General features: G+C 59.8%; 20 protein-coding genes and 2 tRNA genes. 14 read left to right on the top strand and 8 right to left on the bottom strand.

Annotation, left to right across the window (positions count from 1 at the left end):
• Nucleotides 1-33 precede the first annotated feature (33 nt).
• From PseAD21_RS15770 to thiO, 7 genes are read left to right on the top strand one after another with little or no spacing between them, the layout of a single operon-like run.
• The gene (locus PseAD21_RS15770; RefSeq protein WP_003228334.1) at nucleotides 34-507 is read left to right on the top strand and encodes a GspH/FimT family pseudopilin; all 474 of its coding nucleotides are present in this window, start codon (nucleotides 34-36) and stop codon (nucleotides 505-507) included.
• Nucleotides 504-953: a type IV pilus modification protein PilV gene (gene pilV / locus PseAD21_RS15765; RefSeq protein WP_102356486.1), complete on the top strand. Its 450-nt coding sequence runs from the start codon at nucleotides 504-506 to the stop codon at nucleotides 951-953. The genes PseAD21_RS15770 and pilV overlap by 4 nt, the downstream gene beginning before the upstream one ends.
• Nucleotides 950-1,663 carry a PilW family protein gene (locus PseAD21_RS15760; RefSeq protein ID WP_102356485.1) on the top strand — a complete coding sequence of 238 codons (714 nt, stop codon included), beginning with the start codon at nucleotides 950-952 and terminating at the stop codon, nucleotides 1,661-1,663. The genes pilV and PseAD21_RS15760 overlap by 4 nt, the downstream gene beginning before the upstream one ends.
• Before the next feature lie 11 nt (nucleotides 1,664-1,674).
• A complete protein-coding gene (locus PseAD21_RS15755) occupies nucleotides 1,675-2,154 on the top strand; it encodes a PilX N-terminal domain-containing pilus assembly protein (protein WP_102356484.1) in 480 nt (159 codons plus the stop codon).
• The gene (locus PseAD21_RS15750; protein WP_102356483.1) at nucleotides 2,141-5,230 is read left to right on the top strand and encodes a pilus assembly protein; all 3,090 of its coding nucleotides are present in this window, start codon (nucleotides 2,141-2,143) and stop codon (nucleotides 5,228-5,230) included. Before PseAD21_RS15755 ends, PseAD21_RS15750 begins: the two co-directional genes overlap by 14 nt.
• A gap of 15 nt (nucleotides 5,231-5,245) precedes the next feature.
• Nucleotides 5,246-5,647, top strand: coding sequence for a type IV pilin protein (locus PseAD21_RS15745; RefSeq protein ID WP_102356482.1), 402 nt, complete (start codon nucleotides 5,246-5,248; stop codon nucleotides 5,645-5,647).
• A 57-nt stretch (nucleotides 5,648-5,704) separates the two neighbouring features.
• Nucleotides 5,705-6,805 carry a glycine oxidase ThiO gene (gene thiO / locus PseAD21_RS15740; RefSeq protein WP_102356481.1) on the top strand — a complete coding sequence of 367 codons (1,101 nt, stop codon included), beginning with the start codon at nucleotides 5,705-5,707 and terminating at the stop codon, nucleotides 6,803-6,805.
• 132 nt (nucleotides 6,806-6,937) lie between these two features.
• On the opposite strand, the gene PseAD21_RS15735 is transcribed toward thiO, so the two are convergent.
• The 4 genes from PseAD21_RS15735 to PseAD21_RS15720 all read right to left on the bottom strand — a co-directional run bounded on the left by PseAD21_RS15735 (nucleotide 6,938) and on the right by PseAD21_RS15720 (nucleotide 11,240).
• Complete coding sequence (locus tag PseAD21_RS15735) at nucleotides 6,938-8,284, bottom strand: sigma-54 dependent transcriptional regulator (RefSeq protein WP_102356480.1); 1,347 nt, start codon at nucleotides 8,282-8,284, stop codon at nucleotides 6,938-6,940.
• Entirely contained in the window at nucleotides 8,281-9,870 is a 1,590-nt protein-coding gene (locus tag PseAD21_RS15730) for a PAS domain-containing sensor histidine kinase (RefSeq protein WP_102356479.1), read from the bottom strand. Before PseAD21_RS15730 ends, PseAD21_RS15735 begins: the two co-directional genes overlap by 4 nt.
• Nucleotides 9,860-10,093, bottom strand: a complete 234-nt coding sequence (locus PseAD21_RS15725; RefSeq protein ID WP_102356478.1) for a PP0621 family protein — start codon at nucleotides 10,091-10,093, stop codon at nucleotides 9,860-9,862. Before PseAD21_RS15725 ends, PseAD21_RS15730 begins: the two co-directional genes overlap by 11 nt.
• A gap of 127 nt (nucleotides 10,094-10,220) precedes the next feature.
• Nucleotides 10,221-11,240, bottom strand: a complete 1,020-nt coding sequence (locus PseAD21_RS15720) for an outer membrane protein assembly factor BamD (protein WP_102356477.1) — start codon at nucleotides 11,238-11,240, stop codon at nucleotides 10,221-10,223.
• Nucleotides 11,241-11,391: 151 nt separating this feature from the next.
• Here PseAD21_RS15720 and rluD point away from each other — a divergent pair, with 151 nt between their 5' ends.
• From rluD to PseAD21_RS15695, 5 genes are all read left to right on the top strand, one after another.
• Complete coding sequence (gene rluD / locus PseAD21_RS15715; RefSeq protein ID WP_102356476.1) at nucleotides 11,392-12,354, top strand: 23S rRNA pseudouridine(1911/1915/1917) synthase RluD; 963 nt, start codon at nucleotides 11,392-11,394, stop codon at nucleotides 12,352-12,354.
• The gene (gene pgeF / locus PseAD21_RS15710; protein ID WP_102356475.1) at nucleotides 12,351-13,073 is read left to right on the top strand and encodes a peptidoglycan editing factor PgeF; all 723 of its coding nucleotides are present in this window, start codon (nucleotides 12,351-12,353) and stop codon (nucleotides 13,071-13,073) included. Before rluD ends, pgeF begins: the two co-directional genes overlap by 4 nt.
• Nucleotides 13,074-13,204: 131 nt before the next feature.
• Nucleotides 13,205-15,769 carry an ATP-dependent chaperone ClpB gene (gene clpB / locus PseAD21_RS15705; protein ID WP_102356474.1) on the top strand — a complete coding sequence of 855 codons (2,565 nt, stop codon included), beginning with the start codon at nucleotides 13,205-13,207 and terminating at the stop codon, nucleotides 15,767-15,769.
• Nucleotides 15,770-16,065: 296 nt separating this feature from the next.
• A tRNA-Asn gene (locus PseAD21_RS15700) sits at nucleotides 16,066-16,141 on the top strand.
• 9 nt (nucleotides 16,142-16,150) lie between these two features.
• Nucleotides 16,151-16,227, top strand: a tRNA-Pro gene (locus PseAD21_RS15695).
• A 177-nt stretch (nucleotides 16,228-16,404) separates the two neighbouring features.
• Here the strand turns inward: PseAD21_RS15695 and PseAD21_RS15690 are convergent.
• From PseAD21_RS15690 to PseAD21_RS15675, 4 genes are all read right to left on the bottom strand, one after another.
• On the bottom strand, nucleotides 16,405-17,703 hold the full coding sequence (locus PseAD21_RS15690; RefSeq protein ID WP_102356473.1) for an NAD(P)/FAD-dependent oxidoreductase: 1,299 nt from the start codon (nucleotides 17,701-17,703) through the stop codon (nucleotides 16,405-16,407).
• Between the two features lie 63 nt (nucleotides 17,704-17,766).
• Nucleotides 17,767-17,940 (bottom strand): DUF3094 domain-containing protein, encoded by a 174-nt coding sequence (locus PseAD21_RS15685; protein WP_102356472.1) that lies wholly within the window; start codon nucleotides 17,938-17,940, stop codon nucleotides 17,767-17,769.
• A gap of 51 nt (nucleotides 17,941-17,991) precedes the next feature.
• Nucleotides 17,992-18,519, bottom strand: coding sequence for an MOSC domain-containing protein (locus PseAD21_RS15680; RefSeq protein ID WP_102356471.1), 528 nt, complete (start codon nucleotides 18,517-18,519; stop codon nucleotides 17,992-17,994).
• Entirely contained in the window at nucleotides 18,516-19,142 is a 627-nt protein-coding gene (locus PseAD21_RS15675; RefSeq protein ID WP_003228301.1) for a DUF1780 domain-containing protein, read from the bottom strand. The genes PseAD21_RS15680 and PseAD21_RS15675 overlap by 4 nt, the downstream gene beginning before the upstream one ends.
• Before the next feature lie 118 nt (nucleotides 19,143-19,260).
• Between PseAD21_RS15675 and PseAD21_RS15670 the strand changes: the two genes are divergently transcribed.
• Together PseAD21_RS15670 and PseAD21_RS15665 are read left to right on the top strand one after the other, a co-directional pair.
• Nucleotides 19,261-19,950, top strand: coding sequence for an energy-coupling factor ABC transporter permease (locus tag PseAD21_RS15670; protein WP_102356470.1), 690 nt, complete (start codon nucleotides 19,261-19,263; stop codon nucleotides 19,948-19,950).
• Nucleotides 19,951-20,015: 65 nt separating this feature from the next.
• Complete coding sequence (locus PseAD21_RS15665) at nucleotides 20,016-20,231, top strand: hypothetical protein (protein ID WP_007909901.1); 216 nt, start codon at nucleotides 20,016-20,018, stop codon at nucleotides 20,229-20,231.
• The last annotated feature ends 6 nt before the right edge of the window (nucleotides 20,232-20,237 follow it).

The raw sequence follows: 20,237 nt of genomic DNA, 5'->3' as shown, positions 1-20,237 counted from the left end.
GGCAGGTATAGCCGACGGCAACGGAGGGCATCGATGGATCATCGTACAAAAGGTTTCACGCTGCCCGAGTTGTTGGCCGCGGTCGCCGTGTTGGTGATCCTCATCACCCTGGCGGTGCCGGGGTTCACCCGCTCGATCCAGAGCAGCAAGGCCGACACTGAAATGGGCGACCTGCAACGGGCCATCAATTATGCGCGGCTGGAAGCGATCGATCGCGGTGTGACCACGCGGCTGCGGCCGAGTGCCGGTGGCAGCGTGTGGACCGGCGAGTTGTCGGTCTACGACAGTACTGGCACCCCGGCCAATGTATTGCGGGTTGTTCCAGCGATGAGCAGCGGCGCGACTCTGACGCTACCCTCAGGAGTGACTGCACTGGATTTCAACAATCTGGGCGGTCTGGCGGCGCCGTCGACGGCGGTGGTCATCAGTTACGTGCTGGGAACACAAAGCAGGACGCTGAACGTGTGTCTGAACGGACGAATTCAATTGGGTGGAAGTTGCGGATGAGGGCAGGGAGTACACAAACACAGGAGGGCATGTCGCTGATCGAAGTGCTGGTCGCGCTGCTGATCCTGACAGTCGGCATATTGGGCGCAGCAGCTGTCCAGCTCAATGCGCTGAAGTACACCGACAGTTCGCGGATGACCAGCCAGGCGAGTTTCATCGCCTACGACATGATGGACCGCATCCGGGCCAACGCCGCCGCCGACTACACGGTGACGCCGCCGACCTCGGGCAACCTCAGTGTCGCCCGCGATCAGGATCTCTACGATTTCACCACCAACATCGTCAATTTCGGTGGGCCGACCGCCACGGGCACCATCACCCTAAATCAGCGGGTGTACACCATCACCATCAACTGGAATGACTCACGGGCCGCGAACGCCACCGGCACCACGCGCAGCTTCGTCCTGACCAGCCGCGCCACGGTCGATCCGGTGGCCACGCCATGAAGCACTACCAGCGTGGTTTCGGCCTGATCGAAATGCTCATCGCCCTGGCGCTCGGGCTGATCATCGTACTGGGGGTGGTGCAGACGTTCCTCGCCGCGAAAAACACCTACGTCAGCCAGAACACGGCGGCAGCGATGCAGGAAGACGCGCGTTTTGTGCTGAGCAAGATGATTCAGGAACTGCGCATGGTCGGCATGTTCGGCTGCCTTGGCACCATTATGGACGCGAGTTCTGCGGGGGATTTCAATGCGGCGCAGATCATCCCGATCAGTTGGGACAACAGCAACCTCAAGCTGACCCTGGTCACCGCCGATGTCGGCGGCAATGGCGGCACACCAACCTGGACGGTGGTCTCCGATTGCCGTAACAGCGCCACGGCCTATACCGGGTTGCGGGCCGCCGCTAGCGGGCAGATCGCCTTTCCGATCCGCCGTTTGCTCTACAGCTTCAGCAATAACCAGATCCTCATGGGCACCGGCAGCGGCACGCCGACCCAACAAGTGTTGGTGAGCAACGTCAGTGCGTTCACCGTCATGTTCGGTCTGGCCACGTCCGCCACCGATGTTGCGGCGTCCTCTTACAGCAGCAACCCCAGCGATCCGGCGCGTATCCGCAGTGTGCGCCTGAGCCTGACCCTCACCGACCCGAACAACCGGGTGGCCAATCAAACCTTCAACGTGGTTGCCGCGTTGCGCAACCGCTTGCAGTGAGGGCCGGGACGATGAGGGTTTCTTTGCACCAGAGGCAAACCCAGCGTGGCATGGTGCTGCTGGTCAGTCTCGTGTTCCTGTTGTTGCTGACACTGGTTGGACTGTCATCGATGCAGAGTGCCAACCTGCAGGAAAAAATGGCCGGCAGTGTCAGCCTGCGCAATCAGTCGTTTCAGACTGCCGAGGCGGCGTTGCGGGTGGGGGAGAGTGCGGTGCAACTCGACAGCTACACCCTCGCGGTTTGCAGCGGTACCACGCAATGCGCACCGCCTGCGGAGTCATCGGTGGTCAGTGCGGCGGGGCTCAACTCAACCTCGGGTGTGACCTGGATTGCGACCGGTAATGGTTTCTATGGCGTGCAGAACATTGGCACCACACTCACGGCTGTGAATGTACCCAGTAACACCTCGGCGACGTTGTATCGAGTCACTGCCGTCGGCATCGCCGGCACTTCGCGTAGCGTTGTGGAGAGTGTCTATGCGAAGTATTGAGCGGTGTGGATTGCTATTGCTCGGCATGTTGCTGAGCTTGTATCTGGCGTCGCCGGCCTATGCATTTACGCCGTCTGATTCGCCGCTGTTGAGTGCGGCGGCGGTGCCGCCCAACGTCATGCTGCTGATCGACGACTCAGGGAGCATGAACAGCATCATTTATGCGGCTGGATTCGACCCGACGGCTGATCGCACGCCGGCGCGGCAGTGCAACGCGTTTCTCGGGTTATGCACCTCTCTGAACGCGCCAACGATCACTGGCGATCCTGTGTTTTTATCAAGCCTTCCGACCTCCGGGTGTTCGGGTGGCGCGTACGCGTTTTACAACAACAGTGTCGCGCCACTGTGTCTGAAACTGCCGGACCCTGTGGGTGGTGGCAACACGCGATATACAGGCGATTACATTTCCTACGTCGTCAGTCTGGCCATCAACAATGGCACGCGCGATTTCACCACAGGGGCGATTCCCAACGACTACCGAATCAACGTCGCGCGTAACGTGTCGACGGCGCTGGTCACCAGCAATCGCACTTTGCGTATTGGCCTGTCGACTTTCAACCCGGTCACCAACAACGATTCTGGTAATGGCGGTTATATCGCCCGCTCGATCAGCGACTTGGCGCCGGTGTCCGGGAGCGTCACGCAGGCGCAGGCAGACACCAACTACAACGCGCTGATCTCATCGATCAATGGTTTGAGTGCCGTGGCCAACACGCCGTTGGCAGAAACCTACTATGAAATCACCCGCTACATGCGCGGCATGGCGCCGTACTACAACAGCACGCCCGCGACCTACACCAGTCCGATCCAGTACCGCTGCCAGAAAAACTATGGCGTGGTAATAACCGACGGCTTGCCGACTTTCGACCGAACCTTTCCGAGCAACGACCCATTGGGCGGCAGCCGGTTACCGAACTGGGACGGTGTCAGCAATGACGGTAACAACCTCTTTGGCGACAAAGAAGGCGACACGTTGTATCTGGATGACATCGCCAAGTTCGCCTTCGATATCGATATGCGCTCAACTGGTGCTGACGCGGCAGGCAAGAGCTGGAACGCGGTGGATTTTCCCAAGCAGAATATGAACACCTATACCGTGGGCTTCACCGCCGATAACGACATGCTGTCGGACGCGGCCAGTTACGGACAGGGCAGGTATTACCAGGCGACTGACAGCACGGGACTCAATGCCGCCTTGTCGTCGGCGTTGAGTGATATCACTTCCAAGGCTGGCTCTGGTGGTGCCGGCGTCGCCAGCAGCAGCACGTTGACCATTGGCAGCAGTTTTTATCAAACCACTTACGATCCCAAGGATTGGCGCGGCACGATCAGGTCGTTCGGCTTTACCGCGACCGGCACGGTGAATACCTCGGCTGTGCAATGGACGACCGACACCACCATCGTGCCCTCTGCCACGGCACCGACTTTTCAATCATGGAACACCGTGAGCAATGCGCCGATAGCCCTGGCATTCGGCAACTTTTCCCTAGCCCAGCAGACGACGCTGAATCAGGGCCTGCCCACCGGTATCAACGGCAATGATCTTGTGGAGTGGAGCAAAGGGACTAACAAGACCGGGCTCAAAGTACGCGGTGTGCTGCTTGGCGATATTATCAATTCGCCGCTGGTACTCGCGTCGCCAGCAGACAAGAGCGCCTCTGATCTGTCGGGCGATAGCAGTTACACCAACTACCTGACGACCAAGGCTGCAAACATGAATGCCAGTCTGGTGGTGAACGCCAATGACGGTTTCGTCAACGTGATCAATTCGGCGAACGGCACACGTCGTTATGCGTACATGCCCTCCAGCGTGCTGCCGTCGTTGCGTCTGATCGCGGACACCAACTACGTCAACGGCGTCAGCCACAAGTTTCTGGTGGATGGTCAGGTCGGCGTGTTCGATGCGCAGGCCGGCACCAACTGGAAAACTCTAGCCATTGGTGGCACTGGGGCCGGCGGTAAAACCTTTTATGGACTGCAACTGTTTGATGCCTCGGCGGGCAATGTCATCAGGGCATTGTGGGAAGCCAGTGCGCCGGTCACTGCCAACACGGCGAACGCGTTCAATGATCTGGGTTACGCCTACGCCCGTCCGGAAGTGGCACGTTTGGCCAATGGTCGCTGGGCGACATTCATTGCCAACGGCTACGGCAGCAATTCGGGCGTTGCAGCTTTATATGTACTGGATGCGCTGGATGGTTCGCTGATCAGGAAAATCGTTATCGACAGCACGGAAACCAGCAACGGTTTGTCGTCGGTGAAACTCAAGGTCAACTCTTCGAATGTGGTGCAGGCCGCTTACGGTGGCGACTTGAAGGGGCGGTTATGGAAGTTCGACCTGAGTGCCACGTCCTCCGACAGTTGGGGCGTGGCGTTTTCCGGCAAGCCACTGTTCACCACGGCGGGCGGGGCGACTCAACCGATCACCGCGCAGCCGTTACTGGCGGATAATGCGCTGGGCGGCAAACAGATCTTCGTCGGTACCGGCAAGTTCAATGAAACGGCCGACAAGACCAATAAGGATTTGCAGGCGTTCTATTCCGTATGGGACGCCGATGGTGGTTCTGGTCAACTGACTGTCAGCAGTCTGCAGCCGCAGGCGATCACCGGGTCATTTGCCGGCAGCTCTGGACAGTTTCTGACCACAACGCAGAATGACACGACGTATCCGGCGGAGAAGGGTTGGTATCTGCCGCTGGTGTACAACAACGTGCTGACCGGCGAGCGGGTGATCAATCAGGCGAGTATCGTGCTGGGCCGTATTGTCTTTACCACGGCCAATGTTGATACCACCGATCCCTGTGCGAGTTTTGGTACCGGCAAACTGATCGAACTGGATGCGTTCAGCGGTAAGATGCTCAACTATGCCGTCATCGACACCAATACTGACCGTTTGGTCGACAGCAATGACACGATATCCAGTGGCGTGATATTCACCGGTGGCATTCCGACCCTTAACGTCATCTCCGCAAATGCCACCGAAAAGCTTGTGGGCGACACCAGTGGCACCATCACAACCGTTGTAGAAAAGGGCGGCGGTGGCAGCCGTCGTATCATGTGGCGACAAATACAGTAAGTGAGAGTTTGAGGCATGCGTAGATCCAACCGAGGCTTCACCCTGATCGAAATCATGATCGTGATTGCGATCATCGGGATCATCATCACCATCGCTGCACCGAGCTACACCGAATACCTGAAAAAGGGCCGTCGCGCCGAGGTGGTCTCACTGCTCTCGGAGCAGGCGCAGAGCCTCGAGCGTTTCTACACCAAGAACAATGTCTACACCGGTATCACCGGTCTGAGCACGGGCAATGACTTCTACACCCTCACCCCGACCATTGCTGACCAGACCTTTGTGCTGACCGCGACCCGCAAGACGGGCACGTCCATGGCCACCGACAAGTGCGGGGACTTCACCCTGACCAACACCGGCGTCAGAAGCATGAACAACGCTACCACCGGGCTGACCACCAAGGATTGCTGGGGCCGCTGAGGTACTTTCTTCAAGGCGCCTTTTGCGCCCACTGTCTTTTTTACGGTTGGATCAAACATGACCAGGCAACAGCAAGTGGTGATTGTCGGTGGCGGGGTGATTGGTCTGCTGACCGCCTACAACCTCGCCTCCGACGTGCGCAGCGTGGTGCTGCTGGATCGCTCGAACGTCGGCCAGGAATCGTCCTGGGCGGGCGGCGGTATCGTTTCGCCGTTGTATCCGTGGCGCTACAGCCCGGCAGTCACCGCGCTGGCGCATTGGTCGCAGGATTTTTATCCACAGCTGGGCGAGCGCCTGTTTGCCGATACCGGGGTTGATCCCGAAGTCCACACCACTGGCTTGTACTGGCTGGATCTGGATGATGAGGCCGAGGCACTGGCCTGGGCCGAACGGGAACACCGTCCGCTGCGGGCTGTGGATATCTCGGCGGCCCACGACGCGGTACCGGTGCTCGGTGGTGGATTCTCGCGGGCGATTTACATGGCTGATGTGGCCAACGTCAGAAACCCACGGCTGGTGAAGTCGCTGAAAGCGGCATTGCTGGCCCTGCCGAACGTGACCCTTCATGAGCAATGCGAAGTCAGCGGGTTTGTCCGTGAAGGCGGGCGGGTGGTTGGCGTTGAGACGTCCAAGGGCCTGATCAACGGCGATCAAGTCGTGCTGACTGCCGGTGCGTGGAGCGGCGATCTGCTCAAGACGCTGGGCCTGACGCTGCCGGTCGAACCGGTCAAAGGCCAGATGATCCTCTACAAGTGTGCGGCGGATTTCCTGCCGAGCATGGTCCTGGCCAAGGGACGTTATGCAATTCCGCGTCGCGACGGGCACATTCTGATCGGCAGTACGCTGGAGCATGAAGGTTTCGACAAGACTCCGACCGATGTGGCGCTGGAGAGTCTCAAGGCTTCGGCGGTCGAGTTGCTGCCGGCGCTGGCGGATGCCGAGGTGGTGGGGCATTGGGCGGGTTTGCGCCCGGGGTCGCCGGAAGGGATTCCTTACATCGGGCGAGTGCCGGGCTTTGACGGCTTGTGGCTGAACTGCGGGCATTACCGCAACGGGTTGGTGCTGGCGCCGGCGTCGTGTCAGTTGTTTGCCGATGTGATGCTGGGGCGGGCGCCGATTATTGATCCGGTGCCGTATGCGCCAGAGGGGCGCATTTAGTCAGATATTTCTCTATAGGCTGGAAGGCCGCTTTCGCGAGCAAGCCCGCTCCCACAGTTGATCTCGGTTATTCACACAATTTGTGTTCACCGCAGATCCAATGTGGGGGCGGGCTTGCTCGCGAAGGGGCCCTCAATCCAGGCCGAGTTTCTTCAGTCTGTAGCGCATCGACCGAAACGAAAGACTCAGCCGCTGCGCCGCCGCCGTGCGGTTCCAGCGAGTCTCCTCCAGCGCCTGAAGGATCAGTTTGCGCTCGACGTTCTCCAGGTAATCCTCAAGGTTGTCGATCTGCGTCAGGTCGGCAATGCCGCCCTCGACTGCACAATTCCCATCGCTCAGGCGCAAATCTTCAGCCTCGATCACCTGGTTTTCGCACAGCGTGTGCGCCCGTTCGAGGACGTTCTCCAGTTCCCGCACATTCCCCGGAAAGCGATAGCTTTTCAGCGCTTCAAGCGCTTGCGGGTGCAGGCGGGCAGCCGCTTGACCGCTGCCGCTGGCCAGACGCTGGAGCATGTGCGCGGCGAGTACTTCGATATCGTCGCGCCGTTCGCGCAGGGACGGCACCCGCAGTTCGATCACGTTCAACCGGTAATACAGATCCTGGCGAAAGCGCCCGGTGGCGACTTCCGCTTCCAGGTCCTTGTGGGTGGCGCAAAGGATGCGCACATCGACCACGGTTTCCTGTTGGCCGCCAACGCTACGTACAGCTTTTTCCTGGATCGCCCGCAGAAGTTTGACTTGCATCGACAGTGGCAGGTCCGCCACTTCATCGAGAAACAGGGTGCCGCGGTGCGCGGCCTGAAACAGCCCCGGTTTGTCTTCTACCGCACCGGTGAAGCTGCCCTTGCGATGGCCGAAAAACTCGCTTTCCATCAGCTCTGACGGAATCGCCCCGCAGTTGACCGGCACGAACGGCTGGCTGCTGCGCGGCCCCTGTTCGTGGATCAGTCGCGCGACCAGCTCTTTGCCGCTGCCGGATTCGCCGCTGATATAGATCGGTGCCTGACTGCGGGCGAGCTTGTCGATCTGTTTACGCAGAGCGCGCATCGGCGGTGAGTCGCCCAGCAGGCGGCGGTTGATCGACGTGACGCTGCCGCCGGTGGCAGGCATGCGCAGCGCGGTGTTGACCAGTTCGCGCAGGCGGGTGAGATCAACCGGTTTGGTGAGGAAATCGAAGGCCCCGGCCTTCAAGGCGTTGATCGCGGTTTCCAGGCTGCCGTACGCGGTGATCATCGCCACCGGTAGTTGTGGATAACGTTGCTGGATGTGCTGCACCAACTCCAGCCCGGTGCCGTCCGGCAGGCGCATGTCGGTCAGGCACAGGTCGAACGCATTGCGCTGCAACAGCGCCTGGGCTTCGCCGAGATTACGCGCGCTGAAGGTGTCGAGTTTCATCCGTCCCAGGGTGATTTCCAGGAGTTCGCGGATATCCGGCTCGTCGTCGACGATGAGGATTTTTTGCCGTGGGCTCGTGTTCAACTTTGTTTCCGTCCGTGAGCAAAGGTGATGCGAAAGCAGCCGCCGCCTTGGCGTGGTTTGAAGTCTAGGCGCGCCTGGTTGCTTTCGCACAGCTCACGGGACAGATAAAGCCCAAGGCCGGTGCCCTGGCTGCTGGTGGTGAAGAACGGCTCGAACAGATGCGGTTGCTGATCCAGCGGCACGCCGGGGCCGTTGTCCTGGACTTCAAGCACCGCCAGCTGGCTGTCGGGGTCGATGAACAGCGCCAGCCAGACTTGGGCCGTATCATGCAGCAGCGCACTGTGGCGCCAGCCATTGCGTAACAGATTGTCGAGAATTTGCGTGAGCTGGTCGGGGTCCATCAGCGTGACGAAGTCCCCGGAATTGATCCGTAAATGGATCGTTTGCCGATCAGTGGCCTGTTCACGGCTTTCTGCGACGAACTGTTCCAGCCACGGCTTGAGATCCAGCCGTTGCGGAGCGCTCTGCTGGCGACGCGACAGTTGCAGGACGTTTTCGATGACTCGGTTCATGCGCTGGGAGTGGTCTTGAATGATCTGCGTCAGACGCCGATCCGCGCTGTCGAGTTCCTCGGACTCACCCAATAGCTGCGCGGCGTGACTGATGGCGCCCAGCGGATTGCGGATTTCATGGGAAATGCCGGCGGTCAGGCGCCCGAGCGCGGCGAGTTTGAGTTGCTGGGCCTGCTGGGCGACTTGCGCGAGATCTTCGAGAAATACCAGGGTTTGCTGGTTGGGGTTTTGTTCGAGGGCGATGAAGTTCGGCTGCAGCTCCAGGCCGTTGCCGGGAATCTTCAAGCTCTGTGGGCGCAAGCTCGGATTGTTCAGCCACAACTGCAGGCGATCGACCAGCGGCCTGGAGTAGTCGTCGATCAGATGGCCCTCAAGGTGCGATTGGGCCAGCAGGCTTTTGGCGCTGTGGTTGGCCAACTGCACCCGGCGTTGTTCGTCGAGCACCAGGATGCCGGTGCGCATGCGTTGCAGAATCAGGGCGTTGAGGGCTTCGAGGCTGACGACTTCGCTGGCGCGCTGTTCGGCGAGGTGCTCGCTGACTTCCAGACGCCGAACCAGGCCCTGGACCAGCAATGACGCCGCAAAGCACAAGGCGCCGAGGGTGCCGGCTTGCAGGTAATCATTGGCGCTCAGGGGATGGCTGAAACTCAGCAGGAAGCTTGAGCCGACCATTCCGAGCGCGCCGATGGCGGCAATCAGCAGGCCGATGCGCCGGCGTAGCAGGGTGTTGCTGATGGCTACCGAAACAATCAGCAGGTTGCCGATGGCACTGGCCACTCCGCCCGCCGCGTAGAACAAACCGCACAGCAGCAGGACATCCACCAGCGCCAGGCTGAACAGCTGCGCCGGACGCCGGGTGTTTTCCAGAAACACCACCAGCAGGATGTTCAGCACCAGATACAACCAGCTGCCGCTGCGCAGCAGATCGTCGTCGGCCGACGTCAGCAGGCGGTTGTCCATGTTGCTGGAGATCAGCAACACCAACGTGATGCCGACGCTTAAACGGTACAAATGATAAAGACGCAGCAGGCGCTGGGCCTGTTTATGGTGGGCGTTGACGGCCTCAGCGATCACTGGAACCGGGGCCTTGCTCAAGGTGAGCCTGGCTGCAATACCACTGTTGCTGAAGGTTCAGGGCGCGGTCGCGGGGCAGGTGCACGCCACAATGGGCGCAGCGCACCATCGGCGCGGCGTCTTGCTCGCGGGGCGCTTGGGCAGACGAGGCGGGCGCCTTGAATTTACGCCACAGCCATAGCGCAGCGAAAATCAGGACAATCCAGAACAGTAAACGGAGCATGATGGGCGGCTTTTCGGCTAATGATTCGGCAGTTTAGCCAAGGAGCCGGCAGGCGCACAGACTATTAATGACACAGCCATAAAAAAGGGAGATCCGCAGATCTCCCTTTTTTGTCCATCCGGTGTGGTCAGTCGAACACGCCGAAAGTCATGTAGCTGAACCACGAGCGGTCGTCGTTGTTACCGGCGGCTTCGTGAGTTTCTTCAAGCACTTCACCGTTTTCGTCTTTAGGCTTGAGCTCGTTCGGGATCGCGTCTTTCGCGTCCTGGAACTGCTTCTGCACGTCCTGGTTGGCGCGGGTTTCTCCCGGCGGCAGCGGTGGACGCGACTCGATCAGGCCCAGAGTGGCCTTGCTCAGGAACGACCGGTTGTCGGCTTCGGCAACCGACGGCACGAACTGACCGTCTTTCAGGCTCGGGTGATTCGGGTAGTTGAGCTTAAGGGTTTCCAGGCTGGTAGCGGCCAGTTCGTCCAGGTGCAGACGCTGGTAAGCCTCGGTCATCACCGCCAGGCCGTCGCCGACCGATGGCGTTTCCTGGAAGTTTTCCACCACGTAACGGCCACGGTTGGCAGCGGCTACATACGCCTGACGGGTCAGGTAATAGTCGGCTACGTGGATTTCGTAGGCGGCCAGCAGGTTGCGCAGGTAGATCATGCGCTGCTTGGCGTCCGGCGCGTAGCGGCTGTTCGGGTAGCGGCTGGTCAGCTGGGCGAACTCGTTGTACGAGTCGCGGGCAGCGCCCGGGTCACGCTTGGTCATGTCCAGCGGCAGGAAGCGCGCCAGCAGGCCGACGTCCTGGTCGAACGAGGTCAGGCCCTTGAGGTAGTAGGCGTAGTCCACGTTCGGGTGCTGTGGGTGCAAACGGATAAAACGCTCGGCGGCGGACTTGGCAGCTTCCGGCTCGGAGTTTTTATAGTTGGCATAAATCAGTTCAAGCTGTGCCTGATCCGCGTAGCGACCGAACGGATAGCGCGATTCCAGAGCCTTCAGCTTGGCTGTGGCGCTGGTGTAGCTGTTGTTGTCCAGGTCGGTCTGAGCCTGCTGGTACAGCTCGGCTTCGCTCAGGTTTTCGTCGACGACTTCCTTCGATGAGCAAGCAGCGGTCAATGCGAGGATGGCGATCAGCAGCAGGTGTTTCACTTGCATGGCGGCTTGCGTCCCTATGACGGCCGCTGTCTTGGGCGGGGCCGTCCTGTTATGATGAGCGCCCCGTTGAAAAGCCTCGGGGCAAAAGACGCCGTATTTAACCACAAGCGCGCAGCCGAAACCAAAGGCTGTGCCGACGCCCAGTCAGAGCATGTCCGATAAAATTGAACTTCGCGCAGAGGTGCCGTCCGATTTGGGCGGCCAACGCCTCGATCAAGTCGCCGCCCAACTCTTCGCTGAGCACTCACGCTCGCGCCTTTCCGCCTGGATCAAAGAAGGTCGCCTGACTGTGGACGGGGCGGTCATCCGCCCACGCGACATCGTGCATGGCGGTGCCATCCTTGAGCTGACTGCCGAGCAGGAAGCCCAGGGCGAGTGGATCGCCCAGGACATCGAGCTCGACATCGTCTATGAAGACGACGACATTCTGGTGATCAACAAGCCTGCGGGCCTGGTGGTGCACCCGGCTGCCGGTCACGCCGATGGCACTTTGCTCAATGCCTTGCTGCACCACGTGCCGGACATCATCAATGTCCCGCGTGCCGGTATCGTGCATCGCCTGGACAAGGACACCACCGGTCTGATGGTGGTGGCCAAGACCATTCAGGCGCAGACCAAGCTTGTGACTCAATTGCAGAGTCGCAGTGTCAGCCGGATCTACGAGTGCATCGTGATCGGCGTGGTCACCGCCGGAGGCAAGATCAACGCCCCGATCGGTCGCCACGGTCAGCAGCGCCAGCGCATGGCGGTGATGGAAGGCGGCAAGCCTGCCGTCAGTCACTACCGCGTGCTGGAGCGTTTCCGTTCGCACACACACGTGCGGGTGAAGCTGGAAACCGGTCGTACCCACCAGATCCGTGTGCACATGTCGCACATCAACTTCCCGTTGGTCGGCGATCCGGCGTACGGCGGTCGTTTCCGCATTCCGCCGGCGGCGAACCCGACGATGGTCGAATCCCTCAAGCATTTCCCGCGTCAGGCCCTGCACGCGCGTTTCCTTGAACTGGATCATCCGACGACCGGTGAGCGCATGAGCTGGGAGTCGCCGCTGCCGGAAGACTTCGTCTGGCTGCTGACCTTGCTCAAGCAGGATCGCGAGGCATTCATCGGATGAACTGGCTGACGCCGGACTGGCCTGCGCCGGCCAGCGTCAAGTCTTGTGTCACCACCCGCGAGGGCGGTGTCAGCGAGGCGCCGTTCGACAGCCTCAATCTGGGCGATCATGTTGATGATCGTCCTGAGGCTGTTGCCGAGAATCGTCGGCGTCTGACCGATCACTTCTCTATAAAGCCTGCCTGGTTGCAGCAAGTGCACGGGATTGCCGTGGCCCATGCTGATCCGGGCGTGGTTGCCACCGCCGACGCCAGCTGGACGGACACCCCGGGCATTGCCTGCGCAGCAATGACGGCAGATTGCTTGCCGGCATTGTTCTGCGATCGTGCCGGCACTCGTGTGGCGGCGGCTCATGCCGGTTGGCGCGGGTTGGCGGCAGGTGTGCTCGAAGCGACGCTCGATTCTTTGAATGTACCCGCTGAAGAAGTACTGGTCTGGCTTGGCCCAGCCATCGGCCCGAATGCTTTTGAGGTCGGCCCGGAAGTACGGGAAGTCTTCGTCAATCAACTCCCCGAAGCGGCATCAGCCTTTGTCCCAAGCCACAATGCTGGCAAGTTCATGGCTGACATTTATCTGCTGGCGCGCCTGCGTCTGGCTGCACGGGGTGTCACTGCTGTTTATGGCGGCGGCTTCTGCACTGTGACCGACCCGCGCTTCTTCTCTTATCGCCGTGCGTCGCGCACCGGTCGCTTTGCCTCTCTTGTTTGGCTCACCCGCTAAGCTTGTCTGATCTGTATCAACTCTCCGACGCTTGAATCTTCCAGAATCGACCGCATCTATAGCGGTATCTGGCAGGTTTCTTTATTCAGGATGGTTTTTTAGGTCCGGCCTGCTCAAAAGGAAGGTGACCCATGCGTATAGACCGTTTAACCAGTAAATTACAGTTAGCCTTGTCCGACGCCCAATCTCTGGCCGTCGGCCACGATCATCCGGCTATCGAGCCGGCGCACTTGATGCAAGCCATGCTTGAACAGCAGGGTGGTTCGATCAAACCTCTGCTGATGCAGGTAGGCTTCGACGTCAACAGCCTGCGTAAAGAGCTGACCAAAGAGCTCGACCAATTACCGAAAATCCAGAACCCTACCGGCGACGTCAACATGTCGCAGGATCTGGCGCGCCTGCTCAATCAGGCCGACCGACTGGCCCAGCAGAAGGGCGACCAGTTCATTTCCAGTGAGCTGGTGCTGCTCGCCGCGATGGACGAGAACAGCAAGCTCGGCAAACTGCTGCTCGGCCAGGGCGTGAGCAAGAAAGCCCTGGAAAACGCGATCAACAACCTGCGTGGTGGTGAGGCGGTCAATGACGCCAACCATGAAGAGTCGCGTCAGGCGCTGGACAAGTACACCGTCGACCTGACCAAGCGTGCCGAAGACGGCAAGCTCGATCCGGTGATCGGCCGTGACGATGAAATTCGTCGCACGATTCAGGTTCTGCAACGCCGCACCAAGAACAACCCGGTACTGATCGGCGAGCCAGGCGTGGGTAAAACCGCGATTGCCGAAGGTTTGGCCCAGCGCATCATCAACGGCGAAGTGCCGGACGGCCTCAAAGGCAAACGTCTGCTGTCGCTGGACATGGGCGCTCTGATTGCCGGCGCCAAGTATCGTGGTGAGTTCGAAGAGCGCCTCAAGGCGCTGCTCAACGAACTGTCGAAGCAGGAAGGGCAGATCATTCTGTTCATCGACGAACTGCACACCATGGTCGGCGCCGGTAAAGGCGAAGGCTCGATGGATGCCGGCAACATGCTCAAACCGGCACTGGCGCGCGGCGAGCTGCATTGCGTCGGCGCGACCACGCTCAACGAGTACCGCCAATATATAGAGAAGGACGCAGCTCTCGAGCGGCGCTTCCAGAAGGTCTTGGTGGACGAGCCGAGCGAAGAAGACACCATCGCCATCCTGCGTGGCCTCAAAGAGCGTTACGAGGTTCACCACAAGGTGGCGATCACTGACGGCGCGATCATTGCTGCCGCGAAGCTCAGCCATCGCTACATCACTGACCGGCAGTTGCCGGACAAGGCCATCGACCTGATCGACGAGGCCGCCAGCCGTATCCGCATGGAGATCGATTCCAAGCCGGAGGTGCTGGACCGTCTGGAACGTCGCCTGATTCAGTTGAAGGTGGAATCCCAGGCACTGAAGAAAGAAAGCGATGAAGCGGCAATGAAGCGCCTGGAAAAACTTCAGGAAGAAATTGTCCGCCTCGAGCGTGAGTACTCGGATCTGGAAGAAATCTGGAACTCGGAAAAAGCCGAGGTGCAGGGTTCTGCGCAGATTCAGCAGAAGATCGAGCAATCGCGCCAGGAACTGGAAGCGGCGCGCCGTAAAGGCGACCTCAATCGTATGGCCGAATTGCAGTACGGGGTGATCCCGGATCTGGAGCGCAGCCTGCAAATGGTCGATCAGCACGGCAAGAGCGAAAACCAGTTGCTGCGTAGCAAGGTGACCGAAGAGGAAATCGCCGAAGTCGTTTCGAAGTGGACCGGTATTCCGGTATCGAAAATGCTCGAAGGCGAGCGCGACAAGCTGATGAAGATGGAAAGCCTGTTGCACCAGCGCGTGATCGGCCAGGACGAAGCGGTCGTGGCTGTGGCCAACGCGGTACGGCGTTCCCGTGCCGGGCTGGCGGACCCGAATCGTCCGAGCGGCTCGTTCATGTTCCTCGGCCCGACCGGTGTCGGTAAAACCGAGCTGTGCAAGGCGCTGGCCGAATTCCTCTTTGATACTGAAGAGGCGATGGTGCGGATCGACATGTCCGAGTTCATGGAGAAACATTCCGTGGCGCGACTGATCGGTGCACCACCAGGCTACGTCGGCTACGAAGAGGGCGGTTACCTGACTGAGGCGGTGCGTCGCAAGCCTTATTCGGTGATCCTGCTGGATGAAGTCGAGAAAGCGCACCCGGATGTGTTCAACATCCTGCTGCAGGTGCTTGAGGATGGGCGTCTGACCGACAGTCACGGGCGTACTGTGGATTTCCGCAATACCGTGATCGTCATGACCTCGAACCTCGGTTCGTCGCAGATCCAGGAACTGGTCGGTGACCGTGAGGCGCAGCGCGCTGCGGTAATGGATGCGTTGACGTCGCACTTTCGTCCCGAGTTTATCAACCGGGTCGACGAAGTGGTGATCTTCGAGCCATTGGCGCGGGATCAGATCGCGGGGATTACCGAGATCCAGTTGGGTCGTCTGCGCAGTCGTCTGGCCGAGCGCGAGCTGAAGCTGGAACTGAGCCCGGAAGCGCTGGATAAGCTGATTGCCGTCGGTTACGACCCGGTGTATGGCGCGCGTCCGTTGAAACGTGCGATCCAGCGCTGGATCGAAAACCCGCTGGCGCAATTGATCCTGTCGGGGCATTTCATGCCGGGCGACACGGCAACCGGCAAAGTGGTGAACGACGAAATCGTTTTCGACTGAGCCGAAACGCCAATGAAATAAGGAAGGCCTCGCTTTGCGAGGCCTTTTTTTCGTTAGGCTGTTGAACTCTAAGGAAAAGGCTTGTAAAGTGCGCCCCGCAGTCAGTCACCGGCAGCGTTTCAACCCACTGGGTTGAAAACTGAAATAAGTTGCAAATCATTAACTTGAAAGCAATTTAGGGGGTTGACAGAGGTGTTCTAGGTTGTAGAATAGCGCGCCTCAGACACACGAACGCAGCGATGCGAACGAGTGACTAGATGCAGTAAGTTTCACCGTTGTAAATTGAAATATGTAGTTCCGTGATAGCTCAGTCGGTAGAGCAAATGACTGTTAATCATTGGGTCCCAGGTTCGAGTCCTGGTCACGGAGCCAATTTCAAGCCGGGGTATAGCGCAGTCCGGTAGCGCGCCTGCTTTGGGAGCAGGATGTCAGGAGTTCGAATCCCCTTACCCCGACCATATTAAAAATCCTCGTATCGAAAGATACGGGGATTTTTTTTGCCCATAAAAAACTCGGGCCCTACGCAAAACCATTGTAGGAGTGAGACTGCTCGCGATTATGGTGTATCAGTCATGAGCGAATTGACTGACCCACCGCAATCGCGAGCAGGCTCACTCCTACAGGGTTTACGCCAATCAGTGCAGCTTCAGGCGTGGTTCAGTGCCGCGACCAATCTTGCTGCCCAGCATCAACATCGCCGTGCGGAATGGCCCGTACAGCGCCATCTGGTGCATGCGGTACAGCGACACGTAAAACATCCGTGCCAACCAGCCTTCGAGCATCACGCTGCCGGTCAGGTTACCCATCAAGTTACCCACAGCCGAAAAACGTGACAGCGAAATCAGCGAGCCGTAGTCGGTGTACTTGTACTCCGGCAGGGTCTTGCCCTCGATGCGCAGTTTCAGCGATTTGGCGAGCAGAGAAGCCTGCTGGTGAGCCGCTTGTGCACGCGGTGGCACGTTGCGATCCGAACCCGGTTGCGGGCACGCGGCGCAGTCGCCGAAGGCGAAGATGTTTTCGTCGCGGGTGGTCTGCAGCGTCGGCAATACCTGCAGCTGATTGATGCGGTTGGTTTCCAGGCCGTCGATGTCCTTGAGGAAACCCGGTGCGCGAATACCCGCGGCCCAGACTTTCAGGCTGGCCTTGATCACGTTGCCATCGGCAGTGATCAGGCTGTCGGCCGTCACTTCGCTGACCGCCGCGTTGGTCATCACATTGACCCCGAGTTTCTCCAGCGTCTTGTGCACCGGTGCGCCGATGCGCTCCGGCAGGGCTGGCAGCACCCGTGGACCGGCTTCGATCAGGGTGATGTGCATGTTTTCCGGTTTGATTCGGTCCAGACCGTACGCGGCCAGTTCATGCGCCGCGTTGTGCAGTTCTGCCGCCAGTTCGACGCCCGTGGCGCCGGCACCGACGATGGCCACGCTGATCTGCTCGACCACATCGGTCTGCCCGGCATGGGCGCGCAGGTAGTGGTTGAGCAATTGCTGGTGGAAACGTTCGGCCTGTTTGCGGGTGTCGAGGAACAGGCAGTGCTGCGCTGCGCCCTGGGTGCCGAAGTCGTTGGTGGTGCTGCCGACGCTGATGACCAGCGTGTCGTACGGCACTTCACGTGCCGGGACCAGCTCTACGCCGTTCTCGTCGTAGGTGGCCGCCAACTGGATTTTCTTCTGCGCGCGATCAAGCCCGCTCATGCGCCCCAGCTGGAACTCGAAGTGGTTCCATTTTGCCTGGGCAACATAGTTGAGTTCGTCTTCGGAAGAGTTCAGCGATCCGGCGGCCACTTCGTGCAGCAGTGGTTTCCAGATGTGCGTCAGGTTCGCGTCAACCAGCATCACACTGGCTGTGCCGCGTTTACCCAGGGTCTTACCCAGACGGGTAGCCAACTCCAGACCGCCGGCGCCGCCGCCGACAATAACAATACGATGGGACATGGGGATAACTCGCAAGGTTTTTAAAGGAAATCGGTGTCGTTACCCAAGCGAGCGCGAGGCAGCTCATAGCGTCAGGTAACTGATAAGTCGGCTCAGCAGGCCCAGACCAATGGTCACTGCCAGCACCAGCACCAGGAGCATCCACGGCCGGAATGGCCGGCGCTCGACCTGGTGTTGGGACAACTGCAGGTACTCTTCGACATGCTTCTGGTCTTCGGGGTTCAGGCGGCTGGTCATAAAGGCCTCGTCAGGTAGACGTTGCTGAAGGTGGGGAAGCTACAGCGGTTTTTATCCCGGGTTGAATGCAGCATAGCCACTGGCCGGAACCGGTTCGACAGAAACACCGTCGTCGAGGCGAATGATCCCGCTTTGTAACACTCGTGCGGTAATTCCGCCATGCCCGCGCACCGCTTGAAAGGTCCCGGGGCCGAGGTTGTTCTGCAGGCGTGCACAGGGCTGACACCAGCCGGTGGTCTCGAGTATTGCCTGACCGATGCGAAAGCGCCGCCCCTTGAGACTAAACAAATTGATGCCGCTGATGACGAGATTGCGCCGCAGATCTTCAGGCCTCATCGGTTGATCGGCAGGGCGGCCCATCAGTGCGCCAATGACCGCCAGGTGTTCGAACTGAATCAGGGTCACCTGCCGCGCGTTACGCACCCCGGGGCGGGCGTGATCGCCGGTCAGTCCGGCTTCGAGCCGCGCCTCGACGGCATCGAGCTCGAGCATCGGGCCACGGGACTCCGGGCGTACGCCGATCCATCGCACACGGCCGGTCTGCGGAACGTCGGCAATCAACTGCTGCAGTGGCGTCACAAGCTGATCCCGACATCGAAGACGATGCTGCGTCCCAGGTTGCTGCGCAGAAAGTCCGGCGCGTCAGGGTGGGCAAACAGCACCCGGGCGAACGTCGGGCCGACCAGCGACAGCGAACGCCAGCCCTGGCGCAGATATTCGGTCGGCGGAGGAAAGTGGCTGTTGAGATCCAGCACTTCGCGCTTGAGGCTGGCGAAGGCAATGATGTCCAGTTCGCCCAGATCCATGCCGCGTTCCTTGTAGTTGTGCGCTTTTTTGCGCAAGGTCGGCGCCAGTCGCAACAGGAACTCGTTGGCCGGGATTCGCCGCGGCTTGGCTTCACGGCGCACCAGCTGGCTGAGAGAAAACGCGCTGCGCCGCCGCTGCAATTCGTCGCGCCATTCGTCGTTGAGCCGACGTCCTTCATCGAGGACGAAGAACACTTCGAAATTGGCGTCGCGAAACAGCACGTCCGGCGGCTCGCCAGCGGGGGCGAACTCATCGGCGCGGTAAGGGATGTTCAAGCCTTGCAGCAGGCGTTGGCAGACCCAACGCTCACGCTCCCATTTGCGGGCATTGGACAGGAACGCGTTGGCTTGCTCGGCCGCGATGGTCAGCAGGCGTAAATAATCTGAGTCATCCATAAGCCCAAGCTTAGCGTTCAAATGCGACAAACAGTAAGCGTTGCATCGGCTGATGCTCTCAGGGCTGCGGTGTAGACTGCGACAAAGGACGTAAACCCATGGAAAAAATGAGGGAAAGATGATCGGTGCCGAACTGTTGTCATCCACGAGCCTGACGCTCGGTTGGCTGATTTACCTGCCAGTGCTGGTCTGGGCGATCTGGCGTGCGCCATGGGTCGAGTTGTTCAGTGACAATCGTCGTCAGCATTTACTCTTCGGCACCGTGTTCGCGTTGTTTCTGTTGTGGATGGTGCGCAGGGATTTCGACACCGGGGTGTCTTACCACTTCATCGGCATGACCGCGGTGACGCTGCTGCTGGACTGGCCGCTGGCGATTGTCGGCGGCCTGGTGGCGCAGCTCGGACTGGTATTGCTCGGCCGTCAGGATCTGGCGGCGGTCGGGGTCAACGGTACGTTGCTGATCCTGCTGCCGGTGTTGATCACCGAATGCGTGGCGATCGTTGTCGAGCGCGCTCAGCCGCGTAATCCGTTTGTGTATATCTTCTGTTCCGGATTCTTCGCGGCGGCATTGTCGGCGTTGTTGTGTCTGGCGCTGAGCCTGAGCCTGCTCTGGTACGACGGCTTGTTCGCCATGCCGGAATGGCTGGAAGACTTCATCGGTTATCTGTGGTTGCTGATCTTTCCCGAAGCCTTTATCAACGGCATGGTGATCAGCGCGCTGGTAGTGTTCAGCCCGGAGTGGCTGGAAACCTTCAACCGCACCCGCTACCTTTCGGCGCCCTGGAAGGACGACGATCCCAAGTCTTGATCCACATCAAACCTGCGACCCTCGCAGCATTTCATGCTCGGCCAAATCCCTTCAGGAGCAGCGGCATGAGTGTGTATGAGTGGGCGAGGCAGGAAACGCGGCAGAGTCTGGACATGGCGCAGGAGGTGGGCTTCGATCCGGGCCTGAGTCTGCGCGCCTTGCTCAGTGCGGTCGTGCAGCAGAGCAAGGCCGTGCGCAACGCCGAAGACCTGGCCGACGAGTTGCGTTTTCTCGCGGAAAACCTCGACGACGATCAGGACTACGGCTTCATGCGGCCCTGATTGCGG

It is taken from the genome of Pseudomonas sp. AD21 (assembly GCF_002878485.1).
Lineage (GTDB): Bacteria > Pseudomonadota > Gammaproteobacteria > Pseudomonadales > Pseudomonadaceae > Aquipseudomonas.
This window is presented reverse-complemented; position numbering and strand designations above follow the sequence as displayed.